25 protein-coding genes and 1 tRNA gene are annotated in these 25,831 nt (G+C 67.3%); 15 read left to right on the top strand and 11 right to left on the bottom strand.

Annotation, left to right across the window (positions count from 1 at the left end; all coding sequences use genetic code 11):
* The first annotated feature begins 142 nt into the window (after positions 1–142).
* From trxB to ACIRGA_RS04450, 3 genes are all read left to right on the top strand, one after another.
* The gene (gene trxB / locus ACIRGA_RS04460; RefSeq protein WP_400936448.1) at positions 143–1,138 is read left to right on the top strand and encodes a thioredoxin-disulfide reductase; all 996 of its coding nucleotides are present in this window, start codon (positions 143–145) and stop codon (positions 1,136–1,138) included.
* 37 nt (positions 1,139–1,175) lie between these two features.
* Positions 1,176–1,499: a thioredoxin gene (gene trxA, locus ACIRGA_RS04455; RefSeq protein ID WP_007032253.1), complete on the top strand. Its 324-nt coding sequence runs from the start codon at positions 1,176–1,178 to the stop codon at positions 1,497–1,499.
* 251 nt (positions 1,500–1,750) lie between these two features.
* Positions 1,751–2,899, top strand: coding sequence for an N-acetylmuramoyl-L-alanine amidase (locus ACIRGA_RS04450; protein ID WP_400936446.1), 1,149 nt, complete (start codon positions 1,751–1,753; stop codon positions 2,897–2,899).
* Between the two features lie 296 nt (positions 2,900–3,195).
* On the opposite strand, the gene ACIRGA_RS04445 is transcribed toward ACIRGA_RS04450, so the two are convergent.
* Positions 3,196–3,840 (bottom strand): N-acetyltransferase, encoded by a 645-nt coding sequence (locus ACIRGA_RS04445; RefSeq protein WP_181775548.1) that lies wholly within the window; start codon positions 3,838–3,840, stop codon positions 3,196–3,198.
* 195 nt (positions 3,841–4,035) lie between these two features.
* On the opposite strand from ACIRGA_RS04445, the gene ACIRGA_RS04440 reads away from it, so the two are divergent.
* Together ACIRGA_RS04440 and ACIRGA_RS04435 are read left to right on the top strand one after the other, a co-directional pair.
* Positions 4,036–5,355, top strand: a complete 1,320-nt coding sequence (locus ACIRGA_RS04440) for a PLP-dependent aminotransferase family protein (RefSeq protein ID WP_400936444.1) — start codon at positions 4,036–4,038, stop codon at positions 5,353–5,355.
* A 34-nt stretch (positions 5,356–5,389) separates the two neighbouring features.
* The gene (locus ACIRGA_RS04435; RefSeq protein ID WP_400936442.1) at positions 5,390–6,340 is read left to right on the top strand and encodes a D-alanine--D-alanine ligase; all 951 of its coding nucleotides are present in this window, start codon (positions 5,390–5,392) and stop codon (positions 6,338–6,340) included.
* 48 nt (positions 6,341–6,388) lie between these two features.
* Here ACIRGA_RS04435 and ACIRGA_RS04430 read toward each other — a convergent pair whose 3' ends face one another.
* From ACIRGA_RS04430 to rpmH, 10 genes are all read right to left on the bottom strand, one after another.
* The gene (locus ACIRGA_RS04430) at positions 6,389–6,799 is read right to left on the bottom strand and encodes a hypothetical protein (protein ID WP_400936440.1); all 411 of its coding nucleotides are present in this window, start codon (positions 6,797–6,799) and stop codon (positions 6,389–6,391) included.
* Positions 6,772–6,957 (bottom strand): hypothetical protein, encoded by a 186-nt coding sequence (locus ACIRGA_RS04425; protein ID WP_400936438.1) that lies wholly within the window; start codon positions 6,955–6,957, stop codon positions 6,772–6,774. Before ACIRGA_RS04425 ends, ACIRGA_RS04430 begins: the two co-directional genes overlap by 28 nt.
* 140 nt (positions 6,958–7,097) lie before the next feature.
* A complete protein-coding gene (locus ACIRGA_RS04420; RefSeq protein ID WP_400936436.1) occupies positions 7,098–8,114 on the bottom strand; it encodes a ParB/RepB/Spo0J family partition protein in 1,017 nt (338 codons plus the stop codon).
* Complete coding sequence (locus tag ACIRGA_RS04415) at positions 8,111–9,040, bottom strand: ParA family protein (protein ID WP_016338354.1); 930 nt, start codon at positions 9,038–9,040, stop codon at positions 8,111–8,113. The genes ACIRGA_RS04420 and ACIRGA_RS04415 overlap by 4 nt, the downstream gene beginning before the upstream one ends.
* 64 nt (positions 9,041–9,104) lie before the next feature.
* Positions 9,105–9,782: a 16S rRNA (guanine(527)-N(7))-methyltransferase RsmG gene (rsmG, locus tag ACIRGA_RS04410; protein WP_400936434.1), complete on the bottom strand. Its 678-nt coding sequence runs from the start codon at positions 9,780–9,782 to the stop codon at positions 9,105–9,107.
* Positions 9,783–9,993: 211 nt separating this feature from the next.
* Positions 9,994–10,551, bottom strand: a complete 558-nt coding sequence (locus ACIRGA_RS04405; protein ID WP_400936432.1) for a protein jag — start codon at positions 10,549–10,551, stop codon at positions 9,994–9,996.
* A 30-nt stretch (positions 10,552–10,581) separates the two neighbouring features.
* Positions 10,582–11,685, bottom strand: a complete 1,104-nt coding sequence (yidC, locus tag ACIRGA_RS04400; protein ID WP_400936430.1) for a membrane protein insertase YidC — start codon at positions 11,683–11,685, stop codon at positions 10,582–10,584.
* 4 nt (positions 11,686–11,689) lie between these two features.
* Entirely contained in the window at positions 11,690–11,995 is a 306-nt protein-coding gene (gene yidD / locus ACIRGA_RS04395; protein ID WP_016338357.1) for a membrane protein insertion efficiency factor YidD, read from the bottom strand.
* A 4-nt stretch (positions 11,996–11,999) separates the two neighbouring features.
* Positions 12,000–12,392, bottom strand: a complete 393-nt coding sequence (gene rnpA, locus ACIRGA_RS04390) for a ribonuclease P protein component (RefSeq protein WP_400936428.1) — start codon at positions 12,390–12,392, stop codon at positions 12,000–12,002.
* A 23-nt stretch (positions 12,393–12,415) separates the two neighbouring features.
* The gene (gene rpmH, locus ACIRGA_RS04385) at positions 12,416–12,559 is read right to left on the bottom strand and encodes a 50S ribosomal protein L34 (RefSeq protein ID WP_005154511.1); all 144 of its coding nucleotides are present in this window, start codon (positions 12,557–12,559) and stop codon (positions 12,416–12,418) included.
* Positions 12,560–13,162: 603 nt separating this feature from the next.
* Here rpmH and dnaA point away from each other — a divergent pair.
* From dnaA to ACIRGA_RS04335, 10 genes are all read left to right on the top strand, one after another.
* Positions 13,163–14,797, top strand: a complete 1,635-nt coding sequence (gene dnaA, locus ACIRGA_RS04380; RefSeq protein WP_400936427.1) for a chromosomal replication initiator protein DnaA — start codon at positions 13,163–13,165, stop codon at positions 14,795–14,797.
* A gap of 1,060 nt (positions 14,798–15,857) precedes the next feature.
* Positions 15,858–16,991, top strand: a complete 1,134-nt coding sequence (dnaN, locus tag ACIRGA_RS04375) for a DNA polymerase III subunit beta (protein ID WP_020632653.1) — start codon at positions 15,858–15,860, stop codon at positions 16,989–16,991.
* A gap of 37 nt (positions 16,992–17,028) precedes the next feature.
* Positions 17,029–17,919, top strand: coding sequence for a phosphogluconate dehydrogenase (NAD(+)-dependent, decarboxylating) (gnd, locus tag ACIRGA_RS04370; RefSeq protein WP_400936425.1), 891 nt, complete (start codon positions 17,029–17,031; stop codon positions 17,917–17,919).
* A 9-nt stretch (positions 17,920–17,928) separates the two neighbouring features.
* On the top strand, positions 17,929–19,083 hold the full coding sequence (gene recF / locus ACIRGA_RS04365; RefSeq protein ID WP_400936423.1) for a DNA replication/repair protein RecF: 1,155 nt from the start codon (positions 17,929–17,931) through the stop codon (positions 19,081–19,083).
* A gap of 274 nt (positions 19,084–19,357) precedes the next feature.
* Entirely contained in the window at positions 19,358–19,849 is a 492-nt protein-coding gene (locus tag ACIRGA_RS04360) for a DciA family protein (RefSeq protein ID WP_034322026.1), read from the top strand.
* Between the two features lie 219 nt (positions 19,850–20,068).
* Complete coding sequence (gyrB, locus tag ACIRGA_RS04355) at positions 20,069–22,036, top strand: DNA topoisomerase (ATP-hydrolyzing) subunit B (protein ID WP_400936421.1); 1,968 nt, start codon at positions 20,069–20,071, stop codon at positions 22,034–22,036.
* Between the two features lie 50 nt (positions 22,037–22,086).
* Positions 22,087–24,612 carry a DNA gyrase subunit A gene (gene gyrA / locus ACIRGA_RS04350; protein WP_400936419.1) on the top strand — a complete coding sequence of 842 codons (2,526 nt, stop codon included), beginning with the start codon at positions 22,087–22,089 and terminating at the stop codon, positions 24,610–24,612.
* Positions 24,613–24,648: 36 nt separating this feature from the next.
* Positions 24,649–25,335 carry a DUF3566 domain-containing protein gene (locus ACIRGA_RS04345; protein WP_400936417.1) on the top strand — a complete coding sequence of 229 codons (687 nt, stop codon included), beginning with the start codon at positions 24,649–24,651 and terminating at the stop codon, positions 25,333–25,335.
* 47 nt (positions 25,336–25,382) lie between these two features.
* Positions 25,383–25,456, top strand: a tRNA-Ile gene (locus ACIRGA_RS04340).
* 128 nt (positions 25,457–25,584) lie between these two features.
* Positions 25,585–25,827: a hypothetical protein gene (locus ACIRGA_RS04335; RefSeq protein WP_400936415.1), complete on the top strand. Its 243-nt coding sequence runs from the start codon at positions 25,585–25,587 to the stop codon at positions 25,825–25,827.
* The last annotated feature ends 4 nt before the right edge of the window (positions 25,828–25,831 follow it).

The raw sequence follows: 25,831 nt of genomic DNA, 5'->3' as shown, positions 1-25,831 counted from the left end.
CGCTAGGTTTTCTAGCGACGCTAGAGGTCGGATCTCCGTCGTGGCGCAAGGCGGGAGAAAGTAGCGCCGGTCACCCCGGGAACACCGGCCCTTACGATCGTGTTGAGCCTGGTGAACAGGTCACTACGAGCGGAGGTCACGGGTGGCTGCCGAGGAGATCAGGAACCTGATCATTGTGGGATCGGGTCCTGCGGGATACACCGCCGCTGTCTACGCGGCACGAGCGCAGCTCGAACCCCTGGTGTTCGAGGGCACTCAGTTCGGCGGTGCGCTGATGACGACGACGGAGGTCGAGAACTTCCCGGGCTTCCGCGAAGGCATCCAGGGTCCCGACCTCATGGAAGAGATGCGCGAGCAGGCGAAGCGTTTCGGCGCCGATCTGCGCCAGGAGGACGTCGAGTCCGTCGAGCTGACCGGTGACGTCAAGTACGTCGTCGCGAACGGCAAACGCTACGCGGCCCGCGCGGTCGTGCTCTCGATGGGTGCCGCGGCCCGCTATCTGAACGTGCCCGGCGAGCAGGAGCTGCTCGGCCGCGGTGTTTCGGCCTGTGCCACCTGCGATGGCTTCTTCTTCCGCGACCACGACATCGTGGTCGCCGGCGGCGGCGACTCCGCGATGGAGGAGGCGACCTTCCTGACGAAGTTCGCCAAGTCCGTCACGATCGTCCACCGTCGCGAGGAGTTTCGCGCCTCCAAGATCATGCTGGAGCGTGCCCGCGAGAACGAGAAGATCAAGTGGGCGCTCAACAAGCAGATCACCGGAGTCGAGGGTGAGGGCAAGGTCGAGGGCCTGACGCTCAAGGACACGGTGACCGGCGAGGAGTCCAAGCTGGACGTGACGGGCTTCTTCGTCGCGATCGGTCACGACCCGCGCAGCGAACTCGTGCGCGGCCAGGTGGACCTCGACGAGGACGGCTACGTCGTCACCAAGGGCCGGACGTCGTACACGAACCTCCCCGGTGTCTTCGCGGCCGGCGACCTGGTCGACCGCACGTACCGGCAGGCGATCACCGCCGCGGGTTCGGGCTGCGCGGCCGCCATCGATGCAGAACGATGGCTGGCGGAGCACGCCGGTGTCGAGACCGCCCAAGAGACCCCTGAGCTGGTCGGCGGCGGCTACGGCGCCACCACCAACTGACTTTTCCGAGCCCGTTCACCACCCAGAAGGAGACACCATGGCCAACACCGTGACGGTGACCGACAAGACGTTCGTCGACGACGTGCTGACGAGCGAGAAGCCCGTCCTGGTCGACTTCTGGGCGACCTGGTGCGGCCCGTGCAAGATGGTCGCCCCGGTGCTCGAGGAGATCGCGGCGGAGAACGGCGAGAAGCTGACCATCGCGAAGCTCGACATCGACGCCAACCCGAACACTGCGCGTGACTACCAGGTGATGTCGATCCCGACGCTGATCCTGTTCCAGGGCGGCAAGCCGGTGAAGCAGATCGTCGGCGCCAAGCCGAAGGCCGCGCTGCTGTCGGATCTCGCCGACGTCCTCTGATCTCGCGTTTCACCTGCCGAAACCCGGGGCCCGCCCAGGCTCCGGGTTTCGTCGTTCTCCGGAATGGGTAAAACTCCCTGTTACGGGAACGCCTGGACGAGTTCCACGAACGGCGACTTGACGCACCGGCCGGGCCTCCGCGCTCACCGAGAGTTCACAGGGCACAATAGAGCACCGGGGTTCGCCCCGCAGGGTTTTCAGAGTCGTGCATCGAGCTCGATCGGTGCCCCAAAGGGAAGAGCGAGGAGTGCATGCGGGTACTCCGCCGCGGTGACGCCGGACCGGACGTCGCCGAGATCAGGTCCACGCTGGCGGCGATGGAGCTGCTCCCGCCGGTGACCGAATCCGGGGAGTACGAGGTCTTCGACACGGCGATGGAACATGCCGTTCGAGCGTTCCAGCAGCGTCGTGGGCTCATCACCGACGGTCTGGTGGGTCCGGCGACCTACCAGGCGCTTCGCGGCGCGGGCTTCCATCTGGGCAGCCGCCCGCTGACCTACATGTTCTCCGCCCCCATGCAGGGTGACGACGTCTTCGCGCTCCAGGAACGGCTGACCGAGCTCGGTTTCGACGCCGGCCGCCCGGACGGGCACTTCGGCCCGCAGACCGAACGCGCGCTCAAGACCTTCCAGCGCGACATGCGCCTGGTCGCCGACGGTATGTGCGGTCCGGCCACCATCCGTGAGCTGCACCGGCTCTCGTCGCCGCGTGCCCGCGGCGGCCGCCCCGTTTTCCTGCGTGAGCAGGAGCAGGTGCGGCAGGCGGGTCCCCGGCTGCGCGGCAAGCGCATCGTGATCGACCCGGGCCACGGCGGCGAGGACCTCGGTGTCGTCGCGAGTGGGCTGCGTGAAGCGGACATCGCCTGGGATCTGGCGCGGCGGCTCGAGGGCCGGATGCAGGCCACCGGTATGGAGGCGCTGATCTCGCGCGGCCCGAACCAGAGCCCGAGCGAGGGCGACCGGGCGAAGTTCGCGAACGAGGCGGGCGCCGACCTGTTCCTTTCGCTGCACAACGACAAGAACCCCTCACCCAAGGCGCAGGGGATCGCGAGTTTCCACTTCGGCACCGGCAACGGCACCACGTCGACGGTCGGTGAGCTGCTGGCGGGCTTCATCCAGCGTGAGCTGGCCGCCCGCACCGGCATGCTCGACTGCCGCACGCACTACAAGACCTGGGAGATCTTCACCCGCACCCGCTGCCCGGCGGTGCGGATCGAGATCGGCTACCTGACGAACCCGGAAGACAGCCGCAAACTGGCGGACCCGGCTTTCCGCGACGTCGTCGCCGAAGGCATCCTGGTCGCCGTGAAGCGGCTGTACCTCCTCGGCGAAGGGGACCAGCCGACAGGCACGTTCACCTTCGCGGACGTCCTGGCCTACGAACTCGCCAAAGCGGAGTAGCCAGTCCCCCACACCCGCACGCGGGCGCACATCCCACTGCCGACGCCCTCGGCACAACCGGTTGTGTGCCCCCTCGGCCGACCACGCCACCCCTAGATCCACCCGGCGCGCAGCCCCCGCCCTTCCCGGGGGGCGTCCCCAGGTCCAGCCTACCCATCCACAGATTTTCCACCGCTCCTATCAGCGATCTGTGGATAACTCGGCGGGTTACCCACAGCTGTCCCCAGGCCGGGGATGGCTGCGGCGCGCGCTCGAAAAGTCTGCTAAACGGTGCAGGGGGGAGGGCACCGTGAGGGTCAGGCGCGGCCGAGGCTCGGCTCGGCCGTCGTGATGGAGACCTGGCCGAGCAGCCGTTCGAGAGCCGCCTCCACGTCTTCCTTCCACGAAATCGCCGACCGCAGTTCCAGCCGCAGCCGCGGCCACCGCGGATGCGGCCGCACGGTCTTGAACCCGACGCTCTGCAGGAACGCGGCGGGCAGCACACAGCTGTGCCCGCCGTCCGGATCGGTCTCGTCGGGCTTGGCGTCCCCGAACGCTTCGATCGCGCGGACACCGCGTTTGGTCAGATCCTTCGCGACGGCCTGCACCAGCATCCGGCCGAGTCCGCCACCTTGGAATTCGGGAAGGATCTGGAAGGCGGTCAGCAGGACCGCGTCCGGGCCGGGAGGCGAAGTCGGGAAGGCCAGCGAGCGCGGAACGGCGTTCGGCGGCGCGTAGAGGACGAAACCGACGGGCAAGGTGTCGCTGTAGACGATCCGGCCGCAGGAACCCCATTCCAGCAGCACGCTGGAGACCCAAGCTTCCTTCTCGACCTCGGTCGCGCCGTACTCCTCGGCCTGCGCCTTCATATGCGGCGCCAGCTCCCAGTACACGCAGCGGCGGCAGCTCTTGGGCAAATGCTCGAGGTTGTCCAGGGTTACGCCCACGACGCGACGCGACACAGACAGACCTCCCTGAATGACGACACCCGACGCGGCCTTGTCCCGAGCAGGGCTCACCGAAGGGGTACTGCCCGAGGATAGGCCGATGTGATGAACACCGGAAGGCCAGGGCCCCTAGAGGGAGGGTGGTTACACTCGATGGAACTACCAGTCGGTAGCGACTATGTCCACTTCGAAGCACGGGTGAAGCGCCTGATGACCGAGAATCGCCCTGTCCGGCCGGAGCCCGGCCGCCACAACCTCGACCCTCATCTCGACCGCTACGCCGCGCGTACGGCCGGAATGACTGCCTCCGAGATCAGGGCCTTGTTCGCGGTCGCCAGCCGTCCCGAAGTGGTATCGCTCGCCGGCGGGATGCCGAACCTCGCCGCGCTCCCGCTGGACACGCTGTCCGCGCAGGTCGGCGAGCTGATCGCCGAAGACGGCCTGGTCGCACTCCAGTACGGCTCCGCGCACGGTGTCCCCGCCCTGCGCGAGCAGATCTGCGAAATCATGGCCCTCGAAGGCATCAAGGCCCACCCGGACGACGTCGTCGTGACGGTCGGTTCCCAGATGGGGCTCGACATGGTCACCCGGCTGTTCTGCGATCCGGGCGACGTCATCATCGCCGAGGGCCCATCGTACGTCGGCGCGCTCGGCTCTTTCGCCGCGTACCAGGCGGACGTCGTCCATGTCGCGATGGACGACCACGGCCTGGTTCCCGAGGGGCTGCGCGCCGCGCTCGCGGAGACCCGGAAAGCGGGCCGTCGCGTCAAGTTCCTCTACACGATCCCCAACTTCCACAACCCCGGCGGCGTCACGCTGGCCGTCGAGCGGCGCGCGGAGATCGTGGAGATCTGCCGCGAGAACGACATCCTCATCGTCGAGGACAACCCGTACGGCCTGCTCGGATTCAGCGGTCAGACGTATCCGGCGCTCCGCTCGATCGATCCCGACAATGTCGTCTACCTGGGCTCGTTCTCGAAGACCTTCGCCTCCGGCCTGCGAGTCGGCTGGGTGCTCGCACCGCACGCCGTCCGGGAGAAACTCGTGCTCGCGGCCGAGTCCGCGACGCTTTGCCCGCCGACGCTTAACCAGTTGATCGTGTCGCGATACCTCTCGACTCATGACTGGATGGGTCAGATCAAGACCTTCCGCGAGAACTACCGGGAGCGCCGGGACGCGATCCTGTCCGCGCTCGAACAACACATGCCCACCGGCTGCAGCTGGACCAAACCCGATGGCGGTTTCTACGTCTGGATGACCGTCCCCGAAGGCGTGGACACGAAGGCGATGCTGCCGAGAGCCGTCACGGCCCGGGTCGCGTACGCCTCGGGAACCGGTTTCTACGCCGACGGTTTCGGCAGCAGACAACTGCGTCTTTCCTACTGCTACCCGACGCCAGAGCGGATCCGCGAAGGCGTCCGGCGGCTTGCCGCGGTGCTCGAGTCCGAAATGGACTTGGCGCGTACCTTCGGTAACGCGAGCCCACGCTCGATCTCGGGGCCGCAGAACCCCTCTCCGGACACGGTCTGATCGGCCGAACGTCCCCAAGCACGAAGGAGTCTCGGTGGTCGACCGCACCGTTGCCGTACTCGCAGGCGGCCTTTCCCACGAACGCGACGTCTCACTCCGCTCCGGACGCCGGCTCTCGGTCGCGTTGCGGGCGGAAGGCCTCGTCGTCGAGGAGTGGGACACCGACGCGGGGCTGCTCGAACGTCTTCGCACCCAGCGCCCCGACGCGGCCATCGTCGCCCTTCACGGTGGTGAGGGGGAGAACGGCGCGGTGCAGACGGTGCTGGAGATGCTCGACGTGCCTTATGTCGGCACCAGTTCGCAGGGCTGTCGCCGCGCGTGGGACAAGCCGACGGCCAAAGCGCTCGTCGCCGACGCCGGCTTCACCACGCCGGACTGGGTCGTGCTGCCGCACAGCACCTTCCGCGAACTCGGCGCACAGGCCGTGCTGGACTCGATGGTCGAGACGCTGGGCTTGCCCATGATCCTGAAGCCCGACCAGGGCGGATCGGCGCTGGGCGCCCAGGTCGTCAAGGACGCCGCGGAGATGCCCGGCGCGATGGTCGGCTGCTTCGCTTACGGCGACACCGTTCTCGCTGAGAAGTTCGTTTCCGGCGTCGAGGTGGCCGTGACGGTCATCGAAGGCGACGAAGGGCCCGAGGCCCTGCCCGCGGTCGAGATCGTGCCGGAGAGCGGCGTGTACGACTACACCGCCCGCTACACCGCCGGGCTGACCGATTTCTTCACCCCCGCGCGGATCCCCGACGACGCCGCCAAGGCGGTCGGCGAGCTGGCCGTCGCCGTGCACCGGCAACTCGGGCTTCGCGACATCTCACGCACCGACGCCGTGATCACCGAGGACGGCACGGTCCACTTCCTCGCGGTGAACCCCTCGCCTGGTCTCACCGAGACGTCGATCGTGCCGGTGGCGATCGAGGCGTCCGGTGCCACCCTCGGCTCGGTTTTCGCCGGACTGGTCGGACGGGCGATCTCCCGCAAGAGCTGAACCGGATTCGACAAAGGGGACTTGCCCATCGCGGGCGAGTCCCCTTTTTCATTTCCGCGCCACGACGACGACCTGGTGCTCGTCCTCGTAGATGATCCGCCCCGGGTTCGCCGACCAGACGGCTTCACACGGAATCTCGTGCGTCGCCAGGATCGACAGGTAGCCGTCGACTCGTTCGATGAAGACACGAGCGGTCGCCTTGAACCACGCCGCGGCCCCAGGATTGACCCTCGCGTCGTAGACGCTCGGATCGGTGTGCGCGGGGTTGGTGAAGTTCGCGTCGTACCAGTCGTTGTTCGTCCGGCGGAACGCTTCCTGCTCGACGGTGAGGCGCCCGGCCCGAGCGAGGCCGTTGACGAGACCGAAGACCCCGGTGAAGTTTCCTCGCTCGTCACGGGTCGGACTCTGGAAACGAACGAAGGGCAGGCCGGTCATCGCCGGGGCCAGCCGCGCACCCACGCCAGCAGTTCTTCATCGGCGGCTAGTTTCACGGGAAACATTTCCGCGAGACCGCCGCGAACGAGTGCGGCGTCCAGCAGTGCCCGGGGCGAGTTGCTCGCGACGGCGACCGGAACCGCGGCGGCCGTCAGTTCGACCAACTCACGCGCGCCGGGCATCGTCGCAGTCGAAGACCATCGCGCGCGGATTTCGACCGCCGAAGAGCCCCTTAACACTTGCCCCCAGTCCAAGCACTCTGCGTCACTAAACCATCAGCACTCAGCTATCGTCACCGTGACAAAACGACCCGGGGTGATCCCTAATCGGTTTCCGGTGTCTGATTTGCCTGATTCTGATCCATGAGCGCCACGATGCGTTCAAGATCGTCAACGGAGCCGAATTCGAGCGTGATCCGCCCCTTGCGGCGACCCAAGTCGACCTTCACCCGCGTGTCGAACCGGTCCGAAAGCCGGTTCGCCAGTTCCTGGAGACCGGGCGCCTGGATCGGCTTGCGGGGAGCGGGCTTCGGCTTGGCCGGCTTTTCACTCTTCTTGAGCGTGACGGCTTCCTCGGTCGCGCGGACCGACATGCCCTCCGCGACGATCCGCGCGGCCAGCTCTTCCTGACTTTCGGCGTCCTCGAGAGAGAGCAGCGCCCGTGCGTGGCCCGCCGAAAGCACCCCGGCCGCGACCCGGCGCTGGACCGCGAGGGGGAGTTTGAGCAAGCGGATCGTGTTCGTGATGACCGGACGGCTGCGCCCGATCCGGCTCGCCAGCTCCTCGTGCGTCACCGCGAACTCGTCGAGCAGCTGCTGATACGCGGCCGCCTCTTCGAGCGGGTTGAGCTGAACGCGGTGGATGTTCTCAAGGAGCGCGTCGCGCAGCATCGCCTCGTCGGCGGTCTGACGGACGATCGCCGGGATCGCCTCCAGCTCCGCCAGCTGGGAGGCACGCAGCCGCCGCTCGCCCATGACGAGTTCGTACTCGTCGTTGCCGAGCTCCCGGACCACGATGGGCTGCATGAGCCCGAACTCGCGGATCGAGTGTTCCAGCTCGTTGAGCGCGTCCTCGTCGAAGACCTGCCGCGGCTGCTTCGGGTTCGGCTTGATCTGGCTGACCGGCACCTCGCGGTAGACCGCGCCGGCGACCGATCCGCCATGCGAACCGGCCGCGCCGTTGGCCGCGAACCAGCCCTTGTCGTCCGGCCCCGCGGGCTTGCTCGCGGGAGCGGACGGGACGGGGGAGCCGTTCTCGGCGGGAGCCGCCGAACCCGGCGGAGGGCCGGTGGGGATCAGGGCGGCGAGCCCGCGCCCGAGCCCTCCTCTGCGCTCGCTCATGCCGTACCGCTCCTTTCCTTCATCTCCACTCCGCGCTGGGCGATCTCCTTCGCCGCGTCCACGTAGCTCATCGCGCCCCGTGAACCCGGGTCGTACGCGAGGACCGTCTGCCCATAACCGGGGGCCTCGGAGACCTTCACACTGCGCGGGATCACCGTCTTGAGAACAGTGTCCCCGAAGTGATTCCGGACCTCGTTCGTCACCTGATCGGCCAGCTTCGTCCGGCCGTCGTACATGGTGAGCAGAATCGTGGAGACGCTGAGTTCGCGGTTCAGGTGCGCCTGAACGAGCTCGATGTTGCTCAGCAGCTGCCCCAGACCTTCGAGCGCGTAGTACTCGCACTGGATCGGGATCAGCACCTCCTGCGCGGCGACCATCGCGTTGACGGTCAGCAGACCGAGCGACGGCGGGCAGTCGATGAAGACGTAGTCGACGCCGATCTCGTCGAGGATCTCGGACGAGAGCGCCTCCTTGAGCCGCATCTCGCGAGACGCCATGGAGACGAGCTCGATCTCGGCACCGGCGAGGTCGATGGTCGCGGGCACGCAGTAGAGGTTGGGCGACTGCTCGCTCTGCGCCGCCGCCTCGGCCAGTGACACTTCACCGATCAGCACCTCGTAGATCGACGGCGTGCCGGATCGGTGGTCGATGTCGAGCGCGGTGCTCGCGTTGCCCTGAGGGTCCAGGTCGATCACGAGCGTCTTGAGCCCGTGGACGGCGAGGGCGGCGGCGAGGTTCACCGTGCTCGTCGTCTTGCCGACGCCGCCCTTCTGGTTGGCGACCGTCAGCACTCGCCGGCGGTTCGGCCGGGGGAGCGCACCCTCCTTGGGGTGCAGCACGCTGGCGGCGCGGACGGCTTCTTCGGCGATGGGCGTCCAGCCGAGTTCCTGGCCGGCGCTCGCAGGGTCGGACGGCGGGGGAGTCACCGGTCTCGAGCCTCCTCTGTATTAGACGTGGGAGTCGTTCTGCGTTGTTTCACGTGGAACCGGTCTAGCTACGCCTGCGCGATCGAGACGGTTTCGGGGGCAGACGGTGGATCACGACGACCGTGCTCGGAATCTCGAGCACCTTGCCGCCGCACTCGAAGACTTCCGGTTCGCCGCCGCCGGCCTTCCGGACGGCGGCGCGATCGCGTTCGATTTCCTCTCCAGCGCTCGCTCCTTTGAGGGCGACCAGAGCACCTTGGGAACGCACGAGCGGGAGGCACCAGTTCGCGAGCCGGGCCAAGGGAGCGACCGCCCGGGCGGTGACGACATCCGCGCCACCGAGCTCCTCACGTACCTGCCGCTCCTCCGCGCGCCCGCGGACAACGGTGATGGGGAGTTCCAGCTTCTCGGCAACCTCGGCCAGCCAGTCGACCCGGCGAGCCATCGGTTCGAGCAGAACGATATCGAGGTCCGGTCGGCTGATCGCGAGCGGTACACCCGGAAGTCCCGCGCCCGAGCCGACGTCGACCACGCGGGCACCGCCGGGGATCCGCTCGCCGATCACGGCGGAGTTGAGGACGTGGCGCTCCCACAACCGGTCGACCTCGCGGGGGCCGATGAGCCCACGCTCGACGCCGTGCCGCTCCAGGAGTTCGACGTAGCCGACGGCTTGCTCGACGCGGTCTCCGAATACTTCCGACGCCGCACTCCGTACCGATGCGGCGACCCCGTCCAAGCCCACTCTCGCTCCTCAACCCTCGACGCCGTTTCACGTGAAACGCGCTCCACTGATTGTCCATGACGCCGAGCGCAAAGCGGGGAGACAGTCCGAAGTTGTGGACAACTCCACTCGACGCGTGGCGTTTCACGTGAAACGCCACGGCTGTAATTCACCCCCGACACAAAGAAGCGGCCCGCCGGAGGACCGGCGGGCCGCTTCGTTCGAGTAACCGTCAGGCGGGGAAGATGACGACCCGGCGCTTCGGGTCCTCGCCTTCGCTCTCGCTCTTGACCCCGTCGACGGACGCGACCGCGTCGTGCACGACCTTCCGCTCGAACGGGCTCATCGGCTGCAGCCGGACGCGCTCACCGGAGGAGACGACCGTCTCGGCGGTCGAGCGACCGAGCTCGCGGAGCTCCTCACGACGGTCCGCGCGCCAGCCCGCGATGTCCAGCATCAGCCGGCTTCGCGAACCGGTCTCCTGCTGGACCGCCAGCCGCGTCAGTTCCTGCAACGCCTCCAGCACGGTGCCGCGGGGACCGACGAGCTTCTCCAAGTCCTCGCCGCCGTCGATGCTGACGATCGCGCGGCCGGCTTCGACGTCGAGGTCGATGTCGCCGTCGTAGTCCAAAAGATCGAGCAACCGCTCGAGGTAGTCACCGGCGATGTCGCCCTCCTTCACGAGGACGTCGTCGTCGACACCTCCCTTGCGAGCGGTCTCTTCAGCGGCGCCCTCCACCTCGGTCGCGCTGTTCTCCTCGGCGTCGATCGTGTCGATCGTCTCCGCCATTACTGGTCTCCTCTCCGGCCCGGATCGGCGTCAGCGACGCTTCCGGCCCGATTTCTTAGTCGAGTCCGAGATGAGACCGGGCACGTCCGCACCGTTCTCCTTCGAGCCGTTCGTCGACGACTCGGCTGTTGCGTCGTTGGCGTCCTTCTTCTCCGCGGCGGACGAACCGGTCTGGGCGAAGCCGTGCGGGGAGCCCGCCTTCTTGACCTGACCGCCGGAGGACGGCTTGTTCTTCTTCTGCTGGACCGGCTTCTGGCCGGGGCGAGGCGCGGTCGGCTTCTGGCCCGGCTTCGGGCCGAGGTTCGCGCGCTTCTCCTTCTCGGCTTCCTTGCGGGCCTCTTCTTCCTTGTCGATCCGCGTGTAGACGAGGCGCTGCTGCATCAGGGTCCAGCCGTTGTTGGCGAGCCAGTAGAAGAGCAGGCCGAGCGGGAACAGTGCACCGAAGATGAGGACACCGAGCGGGAAGATGTACATCGTCAGCTTGTTCATCATCGCGGTCTGCGGGGTGGCCGACTCGGGGTTCTGGCGCTGGACCGAGTGACGCGCGGTGAGGTGCGTGGCGATGCTCGCGATGATCATCAGCGGGATCGCGACGGGCGCGACGTGCCAGTGGAAACCGGCGGGCGTGTTGCCACCGCTGACGACGCCGACACCGGTGTAGATCGCGTCGCCGAGGTTGGTGCCGAACAGCTTCGCGTTGACGTACGACGCGACGCCGGATTGGTCGAAGAAGTAGTTCTCGGTCTTGGGGCCGCCGTACGGGTTGATGGTGAACATCCGCAGGACGTGGTTCAGACCGATGAAGACCGGGATCTGAAGCAGCATCGGCAGGCAGCTGCCCAGCGGGTTGACGCCGTGCTCCTTCTGGAGCTTCTGCATCTCCATCGCCTGGCGCTGCCGGTCGTTCGCGTACTTCTTCTGGATCTTCTTCATCTCCGGCGCGAAGTCCTGCATCTTCTTCATCGACCGGACCTGGTTCACGAACGGCTTGAACATGATGCCGCGGACCGTGAACGTCAAGAAGATGATCGCGAGGATCCAGGAGACCGCGTTCGCCTCACCGAACACGAGCCCGAAGACCTTGTGCCAACACCACAAGATGAAGGACACGGGGTAGTAGATGAAGTCGAGCACTGAGCTACTCCTCGATCGGTGTTTCAGGTCGGCGGTGGCGCCACGAGAACGTCTCGGGTACCGGGTCGCGGCCGGGCATGGTCCACGGGCCACAGCGCAGCAGACGGCGAACCGCGAGATAGGTGCCGCGGCCGGCGCCGTGCCGGGTCAGCGCCTCGACGGCGTACGCGCTACAGCTCGGGTAGAACCGGCACGCCGGAGGAAGGAAGGGCGAGATCGCCTTGCGATACAGCTTGATGGGCAGGAGCAGCACCCATGCCACCGGGCCCGGACGGGCGTCTTCGGTGGTCTCGTTCTCGGTGGCTCGCATGCCATTACACCGCTGATCCGTTGTCGGGGGGTCGCGTCTGGCGGGACTTCCCGGACAGCCCGAGGCGCCGCAACGACGCGTCGAGGTCCGAGCCGAGTTCCGCGCTGGACGCGTCCGCGGCCGGAGGTAGTGCCCGTATCACCAACGAGCTGCCCGGCGGCAGTGTTCCGATCCTGGCGGAAACGAGATGCCTCAACCGGCGGGTGACCCGGTGGCGGACCACCGAATTGCCCACGGCCTTGCTCACCACAAAACCCGCCCGCGCCGCTTCGGCGGCATCGGGCGGGTCCGTGGTCAACGCATGGACGACGAGGCGGCGCCTGCCTGCCTTGGCCCCACGCCGCATCACGGCACGGAAATCCTCACTGCGCCGCAACCTCGCGGCGGCCGGCAGCACGACGTCCCTCGACGGCGGCCGGATCAGGCGGACAGCGCGCCGCGGCCCTTGCGACGACGAGCCGCCAGGATGGCCCGGCCGGCGCGGGTCCGCATGCGCAGGCGGAATCCGTGGACCCGGGCGCGGCGGCGGTTGTTCGGCTGGAAGGTGCGCTTACCCTTGCTCACGACTAACTTCTCCTGTTTCTCGGCCGCCGGGAACGGTTCGACCCGTTCCTGGCGTGTCGTGCTGACGCACGGCAGTCTCTGGTGTCTCCTACCAACGTGTGGCCTCGTCACGTCGAGCGACGACAACGTGGGCACGCGAAACGCCCCCGCTGTATACGGGAGACCTTACGAGGGTACGCACCCACCGCCCGGGCCCGGCAGGCACCCCCTCGACCACGGACCGCGACGGTACGTGGAGAGTGATCACCGACGACGCGAGGGCATCGAATGGCAACACGCCGTACACCGTGAAATGCTTGCGCGCGAGGACGCCTTGTGGCAACGAGCGGGGCTTGTTAGCGTGCCCCTCCCGGGTTTTCGCCGAGGTGGAACGGTGCAGGCGCCCGGGTGTCCTTGGGGATGTGGAGGCGTCCCGTCGGCATACGACGATCCCGCAGGTGGCGTCACCGCGGGCCGCCGTACATTAGTGCACAGCTGTGGACAACTATGTGGATATTTGCTGTGCGCATGAGCCGACCGGGCCATGATGACGCTCGACCCGGCGTTTCGGGCCGCTGAGTGATCTCGCCGCAGCGCACCGATGAGGGGAGGGGAGTCAGGCAGGTGTCCGATCACCAGCACAATCTTGGCGTCATCTGGGAGCAGGTCGTGCGCGAGCTGTCCGACGGCACCCTCTCCCCGCAGCAGCGCGCCTGGATGCGGGTGACCCGGCCGATCGGCCTGCTCGACGGCACCGCACTGCTCGCCGCCCCCAGCGACTTCGCCAAGGAAGCGATCGAACGCGCCTTGCGTGGCGCGATCACCGAAGCCCTTTCGCGACGGCTCGGCCGCGCGGTCTCCCTCGCGGTGAAGGTCGACAGCACCGAGCCCCACACGTCGATGCCCCCGCCGTCTCCGGGCCCTCGTTATGAACCGACGTCACCCAGCCGGGTGGAAAACGGTTCCGGTCCGGGGCCGAGTACTCCTCCGCTGCCGGAGGGTGACGGCATGCTGTCCCCGACCAGGCCCCGGCCCGAGCCTCCGAAGCCGAGGCCGCCGAGGCAGCAGCCGGTGGACAACAGCCTCAACGATGGCGATGACAGCGATGAAGAAGTCGACGAAGAGGGCGAGGCCCTCGCCGCCGTGACCGAGATCTGGCCGACCTTCTCCGGCCAGCCGATCGCGGGCCAGCCCTACACCGCGCCGGCGCAGCCGCAGACGTCGAAGACGAAGCTCAACGAGAAGTACACGTTCGACACCTTCGTCATCGGCGCGTCGAACCGCTTCGCGCACGCGGCCGCGGTCGCCGTCGCCGAAGCACCGGCGCGCGCGTACAACCCGTTGTTCATCTGGGGAGAATCCGGACTCGGGAAGACCCACCTGCTGCACGCGGTCGGGCACTACGCCCAGCGGCTGTTCCCCGGCATGCGCGTGCGGTACGTGTCGACCGAAGAGTTCACCAACGACTTCATCAACTCGCTGCGAGACGACCGCAAGGTCGCGTTCCAGCGCCGCTACCGCGACATCGACATCCTGCTCGTCGACGACATCCAGTTCCTGGAAGGCAAAGAAGGTACGCAGGAAGAGTTCTTCCACACCTTCAACACCCTCCACAACGCGAACAAGCAGATCGTCGTCTCCTCCGACCGCCCGCCGAAGCGCCTCGAAACGCTGGAAGACCGGCTGCGCACGCGGTTCGAGTGGGGCCTCATCACCGACATCCAACCGCCGGAACTCGAAACGCGGATCGCGATCCTTCGCAAGAAGGCGGCTCAGGACCGGCTCGCCGTTCCTGGCGAGGTCCTGGAGTTCATCGCTTCGCGCGTCGAGGCGAACATCCGGGAACTCGAAGGCGCGCTCATCCGCGTCACCGCCTTCGCGTCACTGAACCAGCAGCCGGTCGACGTGGCACTCGCCGAGATCGTGCTCCGCGACCTCATCCCGGATTCGCACGCGCCGGAGATCACCGCGCCGACCATCATGGGTGTCACGTCGGAGTTCTTCGACGTCACCCTCGACGACCTCTGCGGCCCCGGCAAGACGAAGGCGCTCGCGACCGCGCGCCAGATCGCGATGTACCTCTGCCGCGAACTGACCGACATGTCGCTGCCGAAGATCGGACAGACTTTCGGCGGCCGCGACCACACGACCGTCATGCACGCGGACAAGAAGATCCGCAAGGAGATGGCCGAACGACGGCGCATCTACGACCAGGTGCAGGAACTGACTTCGAGGATCAAACAGCGCGCCAGGCAGTAGTTTTTAATCTCGCGCTGACGAAAAGCGCGCCGAAGGGGCGCCCGGATCGCTTACAACTCACGTTGGGAGCGGAGGGCGCCCCTTCATCGCGTTTTCGTGGGCCTTCGGCCCAAGGGAGGGCGCTCGACGGGTGAAGTCTCCGTCGGGCGCGGGGCGCCCTTGGGGAGACCGCAGGGGTCATCTGAGTATCAATCCCTTGGCCGACAAGGGTTTCGGGGCTCTCACCGGTAGGTGGGAGCCCTTCTTTGTGTCTACATAGGCCCGAAGCGTGTGTGGGGAGGAGAAGCGGCGAAGGGGGCGAAGTGAGGCTCGGTGGGCTTCGCGTTTTTCCTTGTGTACAAAGGGAATCCACAGGGTGTGGGTAGCTTGTGCACAACTCCGGTGGGGACGGGAGCTGCGGGGACCGGGATTTCGTCCACATCGCACTCACAGGGAATCCACAGCATTTCCACACCAAGATCCACACGCTGTCCCCAGGTTGCCCACATGTTGTGCACAAGGGTGATGCGGGCTGCTCGGATCACTCTCCCGAGCGATTCCGGTCACGAACGCCGCCCACAACCCTGGGTACAAACCGGCTCACAACTGGGGATAACCATGGGGACAACTGTGGATGACTGTGGACAGATCGAGCGTGGCTCGAAACCATCCACGGACGGCCCGAGCTGTCCACCGTCCGTACACACCCTGAGTCCACAGGGTCGCGGGCGTCCGGACCTGCGCGAACGAGCCTTGTCCACACAATCCACAACGCCTATTACTACTGCTGTCTTTTCTTCTTCTCTAGAAGAGAACAAAACAAAAACAGGCGAAGGACGAATCTGGGGACAGCCGGTGAGCCGTGTCGTCTTGTCGACAAAAGCAAGGGGAGGCCGAGGTGACGTGGACCCCGGGGACGGCCTAACGTGGGTCCCTGCACCTGGTCTGCGTGTCGACGTGCGTTCGCGTCCTCGCTCGGACCGAACACACCTGCGAGGCACCTGGCCATCGCGCTCTCCGGCCGAGGTGACCCGTTGAGCTTTCGAGCCGTCAGGGGCTCGGCTGTCGAAAGGAAGCGCGCATGAAGATCCGCGTCGAGCGTGACGGGCTGGCCGACGCCGTCGCGTGGGTGGCGAGAAGCCTCCCGTCGCGGCCTCCGGTCCCGGTTCTGGGCGGTGTCCTGCTCGATGCGGGATCCGACGGGACGAGTGACGCCCTCACCGTCTCCGGATTCGACTACGAGGTCTCCGCCACGGTCGGCGTCCCGGCCACCATCGCCGACGGCGGCCGCCTGCTGGTCTCCGGCCGTCTGCTGGCCGACATCACCAAGTCGCTGCCCGCGCAGCCGGTCGAGATCTCCGTCGACGGCGCCCGCGCGACCATCACCTGCGGCTCCGCGCGCTTCTCCCTGCCGACCATGCCGGTCGAGGACTACCCGCAGCTTCCGTCCCAGCCCGCCTTCGCCGGCGAACTCACCGGCGACGCATTCGGCCAGGCCGTAACCCAGGTCGTCGTCGCGGCGGGCAAGGACGACACCCTCCCGATGCTGACCGGCATGCGGCTGGAGATCTCCGGCTCCTCGCTGACCCTGGTCGCCACCGACCGTTTCCGCCTCGCGATGCGCGAGTTCACCTGGGAGCCGGCCGAAGGCCTGTCCGACGCCGCCGTGCTCGTCCCGGCACGCACGCTCGCCGAGGCCGCGAAGACGCTCGGCGCCAGCGGTGCCAAGATCCGGCTCGCGCTCGCCAGCGGCGAAGGCCTCCTCGGCCTCTCCGGCTCCGGCCGCTACACCACGACCCGCCTCCTCGACGCGGAGTTCCCGCCGTACCGGCAGCTGCTCCCGGCGCAGCACACGTCGCGCGCGGTCATCGAGGTCTCCGCGCTCGCCGAGTCGATCAAACGTGTTTCGCTGGTCGCCGAGCGTGGCACCCAGGTGCGGCTGGAGTTCAACGACGGTTCGCTGCGGCTCTCCGCCGGCGGCGACGACGAGGGTTCGGCCGAAGAAGAGCTTCAGGTCGACTACGAGGGTGAGCCGGTGACCATCGCGTTCAACCCGGGTTACCTCGTCGACGGGCTCGGCGCGCTGAACGCGAACCGGGCGGAACTGACGTTCACCACCCCGAACCGGCCGGCGCTGATCAAGCCCGCCGACGAGGAGGGCAACGTCGTCCCCGGCTACCTGTACCTCCTGATGCCGGTTCGCCTCCCGGGCTGACCGGCCTTCGTTTTCGTTCGCACCAAAGGGGATCTTCATGGCTCAGCTGGGACTCATCGGCCTCGGCAAAATGGGGTTCAACATGCGTGAGCGGCTGCGCGCGGCCGGTCACGAGGTGGTCGGCTACGACCGCAACCCCGACGTCACCGACTCCACCTCACTCGAGGACATGGTGTCCAAACTGGACGGCCCCCGGATCGTCTGGATCATGGTGCCCGCCGGTGAACCCACCCGGCAGACCGTCGCGGAGCTCGGCAACCTGCTGTCCGAGGGCGACCTCGTGATCGACGGCGGCAACTCGAAGTACACCGACGACCGGATCAACGCGGACCTCCTCGCCGCGAAGAAGATCGGTTACCTCGACTGCGGGGTTTCCGGTGGCGTGTGGGGCAAGGACAACGGCTACGGCCTGATGGTCGGCGGCGAGGCTTCGGACGTCGAGAAGGCCATGCCGATCTTCGACGCGCTTCGCCCCGAAGGTCCGCGTGACGAGGGCTTCTCGCACGCCGGCGCCGTCGGCTCCGGTCACTACGCGAAGATGATCCACAACGGCATCGAGTACGGCATGATGCAGGCCTTCGCGGAAGGCTTCGAGCTGCTCGAAGCCGCGAAGGTCGTCGAGAACGTGCCCGCGGTGATCAAGGGCTGGCAGCGGGGGACCGTCGTCCGCTCGTGGCTGCTCGACCTGCTCGTCCGCGCGCTCGACGAGGACCCGGAGCTGGACGACCTCGAAGGCTACGTCGAGGATTCCGGCGAAGGCCGGTGGACCCTCGAAGAGGCGATCAACAACGCGGTCCCGGCGCCGGTCATCTCGGCCGCGCTGTTCGCGCGGTTCGCCTCGCGCCAGGAGGACTCCGCCGCCATGCGGGCCGTCGCCGCGCTGCGCAACCAGTTCGGCGGGCACTCGGTCAAGAAGGCCGGCGACTAGGCAAGAGGGTTGTACTTAAGACATCTGCAGGTCACCGACTTCCGGTCCTGGCCACAAGCCGATCTCGCGCTCGAACCCGGCCCGACCGTCCTCGTCGGACAGAACGGCCGCGGCAAGACGAACCTCCTCGAGGCGATCGGCTACATCGCGACCCTGGGCTCGCACCGCGTCGCGACCGACGCGCCGTTGGTGCGGCACGGGTGCGAACGCGCGCTGATCAGGGTCGCGGTGGTCAACGAGGACCGCGAGCTGACGGTCGAGCTGGAGATCACGCCCGGCAAGGCGAACCGCGCGCGGGTCAACCGCGGCGCGGTCGGCAAGCCCCGCGACGTGCTCGGGATCCTGCGCACGGTGCTGTTCTCTCCGGAGGACCTGGCGCTCGTGCGCGGGGATCCCGGCGAGCGCCGTCGCTTCATGGACGAGCTCCTCGTGCTGCGTGCTCCCCGGTACGCCGGGGTCCGCGCCGACTACGAGAAGGTGCTGAAGCAGCGGAACGCCCTGCTCAAGACGGCGGGCAAGCGGCGTACGGGGCGCGAAGACCCGTACGCGTTGTCGACGCTCGACGTCTGGGACGACCACTTGTCGGTGGCGGGGGCCGCGTTGCTGGCCGCCCGGCTCAACCTCATCGCGGACCTCGCGCCGTACGCGGCCTCCGCGTACATGGGGGTCGCGCCCGACTCGAGACCGGCGAAGATCGCGTACAAGTCGAGCCTGGGCGAAGCGATGCCAGAGGGCTACGGCGTTCCGGACGGACCTCGCGCCGACCAGGCCGTGCTCAAGGAAGTCATGGTCGAAGCCCTGAAACGGTCGCGGAATCTGGAGCTCGAGCGTGGGGTGAGCATGGTCGGCCCGCACCGGGACGAGCTCGATCTCATCCTCGGCGAAGCACCGGCGAAGGGCTACGCGAGCCATGGGGAGTCCTGGTCGTTCGCCCTCGCGTTACGTCTGGGAAGCTACGAGCTCCTGCGTGGCGAGGCCGGGGAACCGGTACTTCTGCTGGATGATGTGTTCGCCGAGCTGGACCGGCGTCGCCGGGCCCGGCTGGCGGAGGTGGCGGCAGGCGCCGAGCAGGTGCTGGTGACCGCCGCCGTGGACGAGGACGTGCCCGCCGAATTGGCCGGACATCGCTTCCTCGTGGCGGATGGTGAGATCAACCGAGGGTGATCCCGCGAAGCGGACACCCCGGGTGATCGGCGCCACAGCAGTTGCCCACCGATCTGGGGACAAACCTGTGGACAGTGTGGATAACACCGTGAACGCGTTATCGCCCCGCGTGACCAAGGGGCCTGATAAGCGGCTTGACACCCCTCGCTCGGGGGGTAGCCCGAGCGAGGGAGCCTTGTTCGATACGCGGCGTGAGCGCCCCTCGGTATCGAACGGCTCAACCGATACCGAAAGCAAGGAACCGGCTACCGGCCGTGATCTCGCTCGGGCCGCTCTGGACGCCGCGAAGGCCAAAGCCAAGGCCCGCGGGGTTGAACCGGGCGTGCGCCGCGGCCGTATCACCGGAGGGGGAGCCGGTTCGGCCGGGCAGAGCCCGCGACGTCGTCGCTGGTCGGGGCCGGGCGCCGACGCCCGCGACCCGCAACCGCTCGGCAGGCTCGCCTCCCGGATCGCGGTCGACCGCGGCTGGAACACGCGGCTGGCCAACGGTCAGGTCTTCGGCCACTGGGCACGCCTGGTGGGTGAAGAGGTCGCCGAACACGCTCAGCCGGTGGCCTTGAAGGACGGAGAGCTGACCGTCCGCGCGAGCTCGACGGCGTGGGCGACGCAGCTTCGCCTGCTTCAGGGGCAGCTGCTGGCGAAGATCGCCAAAGGCGTCGGGCACGGCGTGGTGAAGAAGATGCGGATCCAGGGTCCGACGGCGCCGAGCTGGCGGAAAGGGCCGAGGCACGTCCCGGGACGCGGCCCGCGTGACACGTACGGCTGACCCGACTTGCGCTTCGCCGCGACTTGCCTTCGGAGACCGTGCCATCAAAGCCCCGAGAAGGCGCCCAGAACGCTTCGCGAACGTCAAGACTCTTCTTCGAACGAATTAGCGCGCCTGTGAGCAAATCAGGGGTGTCCTTGCCGCATGTCTGCGAACGCGGCCAAGTACACTGGAGACGAGCGAGCGTCCGCTCGGGCGAGACGAGGAGAATCAACGCCTGTGACCGAGAACAAGAGCGAGTACAACGCGTCGTCGATCACGGTGCTCGAAGGCCTCGAAGCCGTCCGCAAGCGTCCCGGTATGTACATCGGTTCCACCGGTGAACGCGGCCTCCACCACCTCGTCCAAGAGGTGGTCGACAACTCCGTCGACGAGGCGATGGCCGGCCACGCGACCAAGGTCGAGGTTACCCTTCTGGCCGACGGCGGGGTGCGCGTCGTGGACGACGGCCGCGGCATCCCGGTCGACATGCACCCCAAGGAGAAGAAGCCGACCCTCGAGGTCGTGCTCACCGTGCTCCACGCGGGCGGCAAGTTCGACAGCGACTCCTACGCGGTCTCCGGTGGTCTGCACGGCGTCGGTGTCTCCGTGGTGAACGCGCTCTCGACGAGGCTCGTCGCCGAGGTCAAGTACGGCGGCCGCAGCTGGCGTCAGGTGTACACCGACCAGATCCCCGGCGAGCTGGAGGATCTCGGCCCGGCCGACGAGACCGGCACCACGATCACCTTCTGGGCCGACGGCGACATCTTCGAGACCACGACGTACAACTTCGAGACGATCTCCCGGCGTCTTCAGGAGATGGCCTTCCTCAACAAGGGCCTGACCCTTTCGCTGCGCGACGAGCGCGTCGCCGACGAAGAGACCGAAGAGGACGCTTCCGGCCAGGCGGCGCGGGTCAAGGAGAAGACCTACTGCTACCCGGGCGGTCTCGAGGACTTCGTCAAGCACATCAACGGCAGCAAGGACCCGATCCACGCCTCCGTGATCTCCTTCGAGGCCAAGGGCACCGGCCTCGAGGTCGAGGTCGCCATGCAGTGGAACAACGGCTTCACGCCGTCGGTGTACACCTTCGCCAACACGATCAACACGCACGAGGGCGGCACGCACGAAGAGGGCTTCCGCGCCGCGCTCACCCGCGTCGTCAACGCGTACGCGCGCGAGAAGAAGCTGCTCAAGGAGAAGGACGCCAACCTCTCCGGTGACGACGTGCGTGAGGGCCTCGCCGCGATCGTCTCGATCAAGCTGTCCGAGCCGCAGTTCGAAGGCCAGACCAAGACGAAGCTGGGCAACAGCGAGGCCAAGACGTTCGTGCAGCAGACGTCGAACGAATGGCTGGCCGACTGGTTCGAGCGCAACCCCACCGAGGCGAAGACGATCATCAACAAGTCGATCTCCTCGGCGCAGGCGCGGATGGCCGCCCGCAAGGCGCGCGACCTGGTCCGCCGCAAGGGCGCGCTGGAGATCGGCGGGCTGCCCGGCAAGCTCAAGGACTGCCGCTCGACCAACCCGTCGGAATGCGAGCTCTACATCGTCGAGGGTGACTCGGCGGGCGGTTCGGCCAAGGAAGGCCGCGACTCGATGTACCAGGCGATCCTGCCGATCCGGGGCAAGATCATCAACGTCGAGAAGGCCCGTATCGACCGCGTCCTCAAGAACACCGAGGTCCAGTCGCTGATCACCGCGCTCGGCACCGGTATCCACGAAGAGTTCGACCTCGAGAAGCTGCGCTACCACAAGATCGTGCTGATGGCCGACGCCGACGTCGACGGCCAGCACATCACCACGCTGCTGCTCACCCTGCTGTTCCGCTTCATGACCCCGCTCATCGAGCACGGGCACGTGTTCCTCTCGCGGCCGCCGCTGTACAAGATCAAGTGGCCGCGGCAGGAGCCGGAGTACGCCTACTCCGACCGGGAACGCGACGCCGTCATCCAGGCGGGTGTCGAGGCCGGCCGGAAGCTGCCGAAGGACGACGCGATCCAGCGCTACAAGGGTCTCGGCGAGATGAACGCCGAAGAGCTGTGGGAGACCACGATGGACCCGGCGAACCGGCTGCTCGGCCAGGTCACCCTGGACGACGCCGCGCAGGCCGACGACCTGTTCTCCGTCCTGATGGGCGAGGACGTCGAAGCGCGCCGCTCCTTCATCACGCGTAACGCCAAGGACGTGCGGTTCCTCGACGTCTAGGCGCCCCCGCTCTTTTGTCCCTTTAGGACTGCTCCCACGAGAAGGACCTCATGACGGAAACCTTGCCGCCGGCTCCGGACCACGACCGGATCGAACCGGTCGACATCCAGCAGGAGATGCAGCGCTCCTACATCGACTACGCGATGAGCGTCATCGTGTCGCGGGCGCTGCCGGACGTGCGGGACGGCCTCAAGCCGGTGCACCGCCGCGTGCTGTACTCGATGTTCGACTCCGGCTTCCGCCCCGACCGCGGGTACAACAAGTGCTCCCGCGTCGTCGGCGACGTGATGGGCAACTACCACCCGCACGGTGACTCCGCGATCTACGACGCGCTGGTGCGGCTCGCCCAGCCGTGGTCGCTGCGGTACCCGCTGATCGACGGACAGGGCAACTTCGGCTCGCCGGGCAACGACCCCGCCGCCGCCATGCGGTACACCGAGTCCCGGCTCGCGCATCTCGCGATGCACATGCTGCAGGACATCGAAGAAGACACCGTCGACTTCTCCGACAACTACGACGGCCGCACCCAGGAGCCGGACGTCCTGCCGTCGCGGTTCCCGAACCTGCTGGTCAACGGCGGTTCCGGGATCGCGGTCGGGATGGCGACCAACATCCCGCCGCACAACCTGCGCGAGGTCGCCGACGGCGTCAAGTGGGCGCTGGAGAACTACGACGCGACCGACGACGAACTGCTCGCCGCGCTGCTGGTCCGGATCAAGGGCCCGGACTTCCCGACCAAGGCGATGATCCTCGGCAACTCCGGCATCGAGGACGCGTACCGCACCGGCCGCGGCTCCGTGCGCATGCGCGCGGTCGTCGAGGTCGAAGAGGACGCCAAGGGCCGCACGATCCTGGTCGTGTCCGAGCTGCCGTTCCAGGTCAACCCGGACAACCTGGTCGAGAACATCGCGAACCTGGTCCGCGACGGCAAGCTCACCGGCATCTCCGACATCGCCGACGAGTCCAACAGCCGCAGCGGTATGCGGATCGTCGTCACGATCAAGCGCGACGCGGTCGCCAAGGTCGTGCTGAACAACCTGTTCAAGCACACCCAGCTGCAGCAGAACTTCGGTGTCAACATGCTGGCCCTGGTCGACGGCGTGCCCCGCACGCTGCGCCTCGACCAGATGATCCGGCACTACGTGAAGCACCAGATCGAGGTCATCGTCCGCCGGACCCGCTTCCGGCTGCGCAAGGCCGAGGAACGCGCCCACATCCTGCGTGGTCTGGTCAAGGCGCTGGACATGCTCGACGAGGTCATCGCCCTCATCCGGCGCTCGCCGTCGGCCGAAGAGGCCCGGCCCGCCCTGATGAGCCTGCTCGACGTCGACGAGATCCAGGCGACCGCGATCCTCGACATGCAGCTCCGCCGCCTCGCGGCACTGGAGCGGCAGCGGATCATCGACACCCTCGCCGAGATCGAACTCGAGATCGCCGACCTCAAGGACATCCTCGAGAAGCCCGAGCGGCAGCGCGCGATCATCGCCGAGGAACTGCAGGAGATCGTCGACAAGTACGGAGACGACCGGCGCACCAAGATCATCCCGTTCGACGGCGAGGTCTCGGTCGAAGACCTCATCGCCGTCGAGGACGTCGTCGTCACGATCACCCGCACGGGTTACGCCAAGCGAACGAAAACAGATCTGTACCGTTCGCAGAAACGCGGCGGCAAGGGCGTCCAGGGCGCGACCCTCAAACAGGACGACATCGTCCAGCACTTCTTCGTGTGCTCGACGCACGACTGGATCCTGTTCTTCACGAACAAGGGCCGCGTGTACCGGGCGAAGGCCTACGACCTGCCCGAGGCCAACCGCAACGCGCGCGGCCAGCACGTCGCGAACCTGCTCGCGTTCCAGCCCGACGAGCAGATCGCCCAGGTCATCGAGATCCCGAACTACGAGGTCGCGCCGTACCTCGTGCTCGCGACCCGCCGCGGCCTGGTGAAGAAGACCAAGCTCACCGACTTCGACTCCAACCGCGCCGGCGGCCTCATCGCCGTCAACCTGCGCGAAGGGGACGAGCTGGTCGGCGCGGTCCTCGCGGCCGCCGAGGACGACCTGCTCCTCGTGTCCGCGGAAGGCCAGTCGATCCGCTTCCACGCCACCGACGAAGCCCTGCGCCCGATGGGCCGCGCGACGTCCGGTGTGCTGGGCATGCGGTTCAACGACGGCGACGAGCTGCTCGGCGTCAACGTCGTCCAGCCGGACAAGTTCCTGCTCGTCGCCACCGGCGGCGGCTACGCCAAGCGCACCCCGACCGAGGACTACCCGGTGCAGGGCCGCGGCGGCAAGGGTGTGCTCACCATTCAGTACGACCAGAAACGTGGCAGGCTGGTGGGCGCGGTCATCGTCGACGCCGAAGACGAGCTTTACGCGATCACCTCCAGCGGCGGGGTGATCCGGACTTCGGCAGGACAGGTGCGCAAGGCAGGAAGGCAGACGAAGGGGGTGCGGCTGATGAATCTCGACGAAGGAACCACTCTTCTCGCGGTCGCACGCAACGCGGACGAGCCCTCAGACGTCGCCACTGCAGGTAGTGCTGAAGGAGAAGAAACCCCGGCGTCGGAGCAGGAGTAGACGACGCCCCACGTACTGGGTAAGGACTGACACCTCGTGACACCATCCGAGAAGCCCGAAGCAGGCGGCGCGCAGGCGGGTTCGTCGAGCCCGCCCTGGCAGCGCGACAGCGGCGCCGGGGAACCCGAAGGCTCCAGCGAGCAGACGGTTTCGGTGTCTTCGGTCGCCACCGAAGACGTGGCCCACTCGGAACCGAAGCGGGACGCGACCACCGTGACCGACTATCACGGGGTAAGCGGTACGGCCGCGAAGAGGCTCTTCGGCGACAGCGGAGAGGGCGACCCCGCCCCCTCCGCCATCCCGTCGGCCTCCCGCACCCGTGCCGCCCCCACCGCGCTCCGCCGCCCCGGCCGCGGACCGCGTCGCGCCAGCCTGCAGATCAAACGCTTCGACCCCTGGTCGGTGCTGAAACTGTCCCTCGTCCTCGGCGTCGCGCTGTTCTTCGTGTGGCTCGTCGCCGTCGGCGTCCTCTACACCGTCCTCGACGGTATGGGCGTCTGGGACAAACTCAACGGGACCTACTCGTCGCTCGTCGGCGGCGAAGGGGCCGACGCGCCGGCCGACCCGTTGATCAGCGCCGGCCGCGTCTTCGGGATCGCGGCCATCCTCGGCGCCATCAACATCGTGCTGATCTCGGCGCTGGCCACCGTCAGCGCCTTCATCTACAACGTCTCCGCCGACCTCGCCGGAGGCCTGGAAGTGACCCTTTCCGAACGAGAGTGACCCGGTTGCAGGGCGTCGAAAGGCGTCCTGTAATCTTCTCCTCGTTCGGGCCCATAGCTCAGGCGGTTAGAGCGCTTCGCTGATAACGAAGAGGTCCCAGGTTCAAGTCCTGGTGGGCCCACCCAGGTAAAGGCCGGTTTGCGAGTGTCGCAAACCGGCCCTTTTGCTATCTGGGTGACTAAGTGAGCGACTATTTGTTCTGATCAGCCTGCGAGCGGTCGCCGGACGATTCGCCCTTCGCTGTCTGAGGTGGTGATCATCACCGGCCGAGGCATATCCGGGGTCCAGCCAATCGACCTTGCCCGCGGCTTCCAGCTCCACGGAGATCGAGCCCGTTCGCTCCAGGCGCTACAGATCGCTCGTCAGGTCTCGCCCCAGCAGACCCGCTACCACCCGCACGTCCGGGAAACGGTGATCACGCTCGCCGAGCAGGACCGTCGGAGGTCGGAAACGCTTGCGGGGTTCGCCCGCTGGGCGAACATTAAGATCTGAAGCG

Source organism: Amycolatopsis sp. NPDC102389, from assembly GCF_044765885.1.
In the GTDB taxonomy this organism is placed as follows: Bacteria; Actinomycetota; Actinomycetes; order Mycobacteriales; family Pseudonocardiaceae; genus Amycolatopsis.
This window is presented reverse-complemented; position numbering and strand designations above follow the sequence as displayed.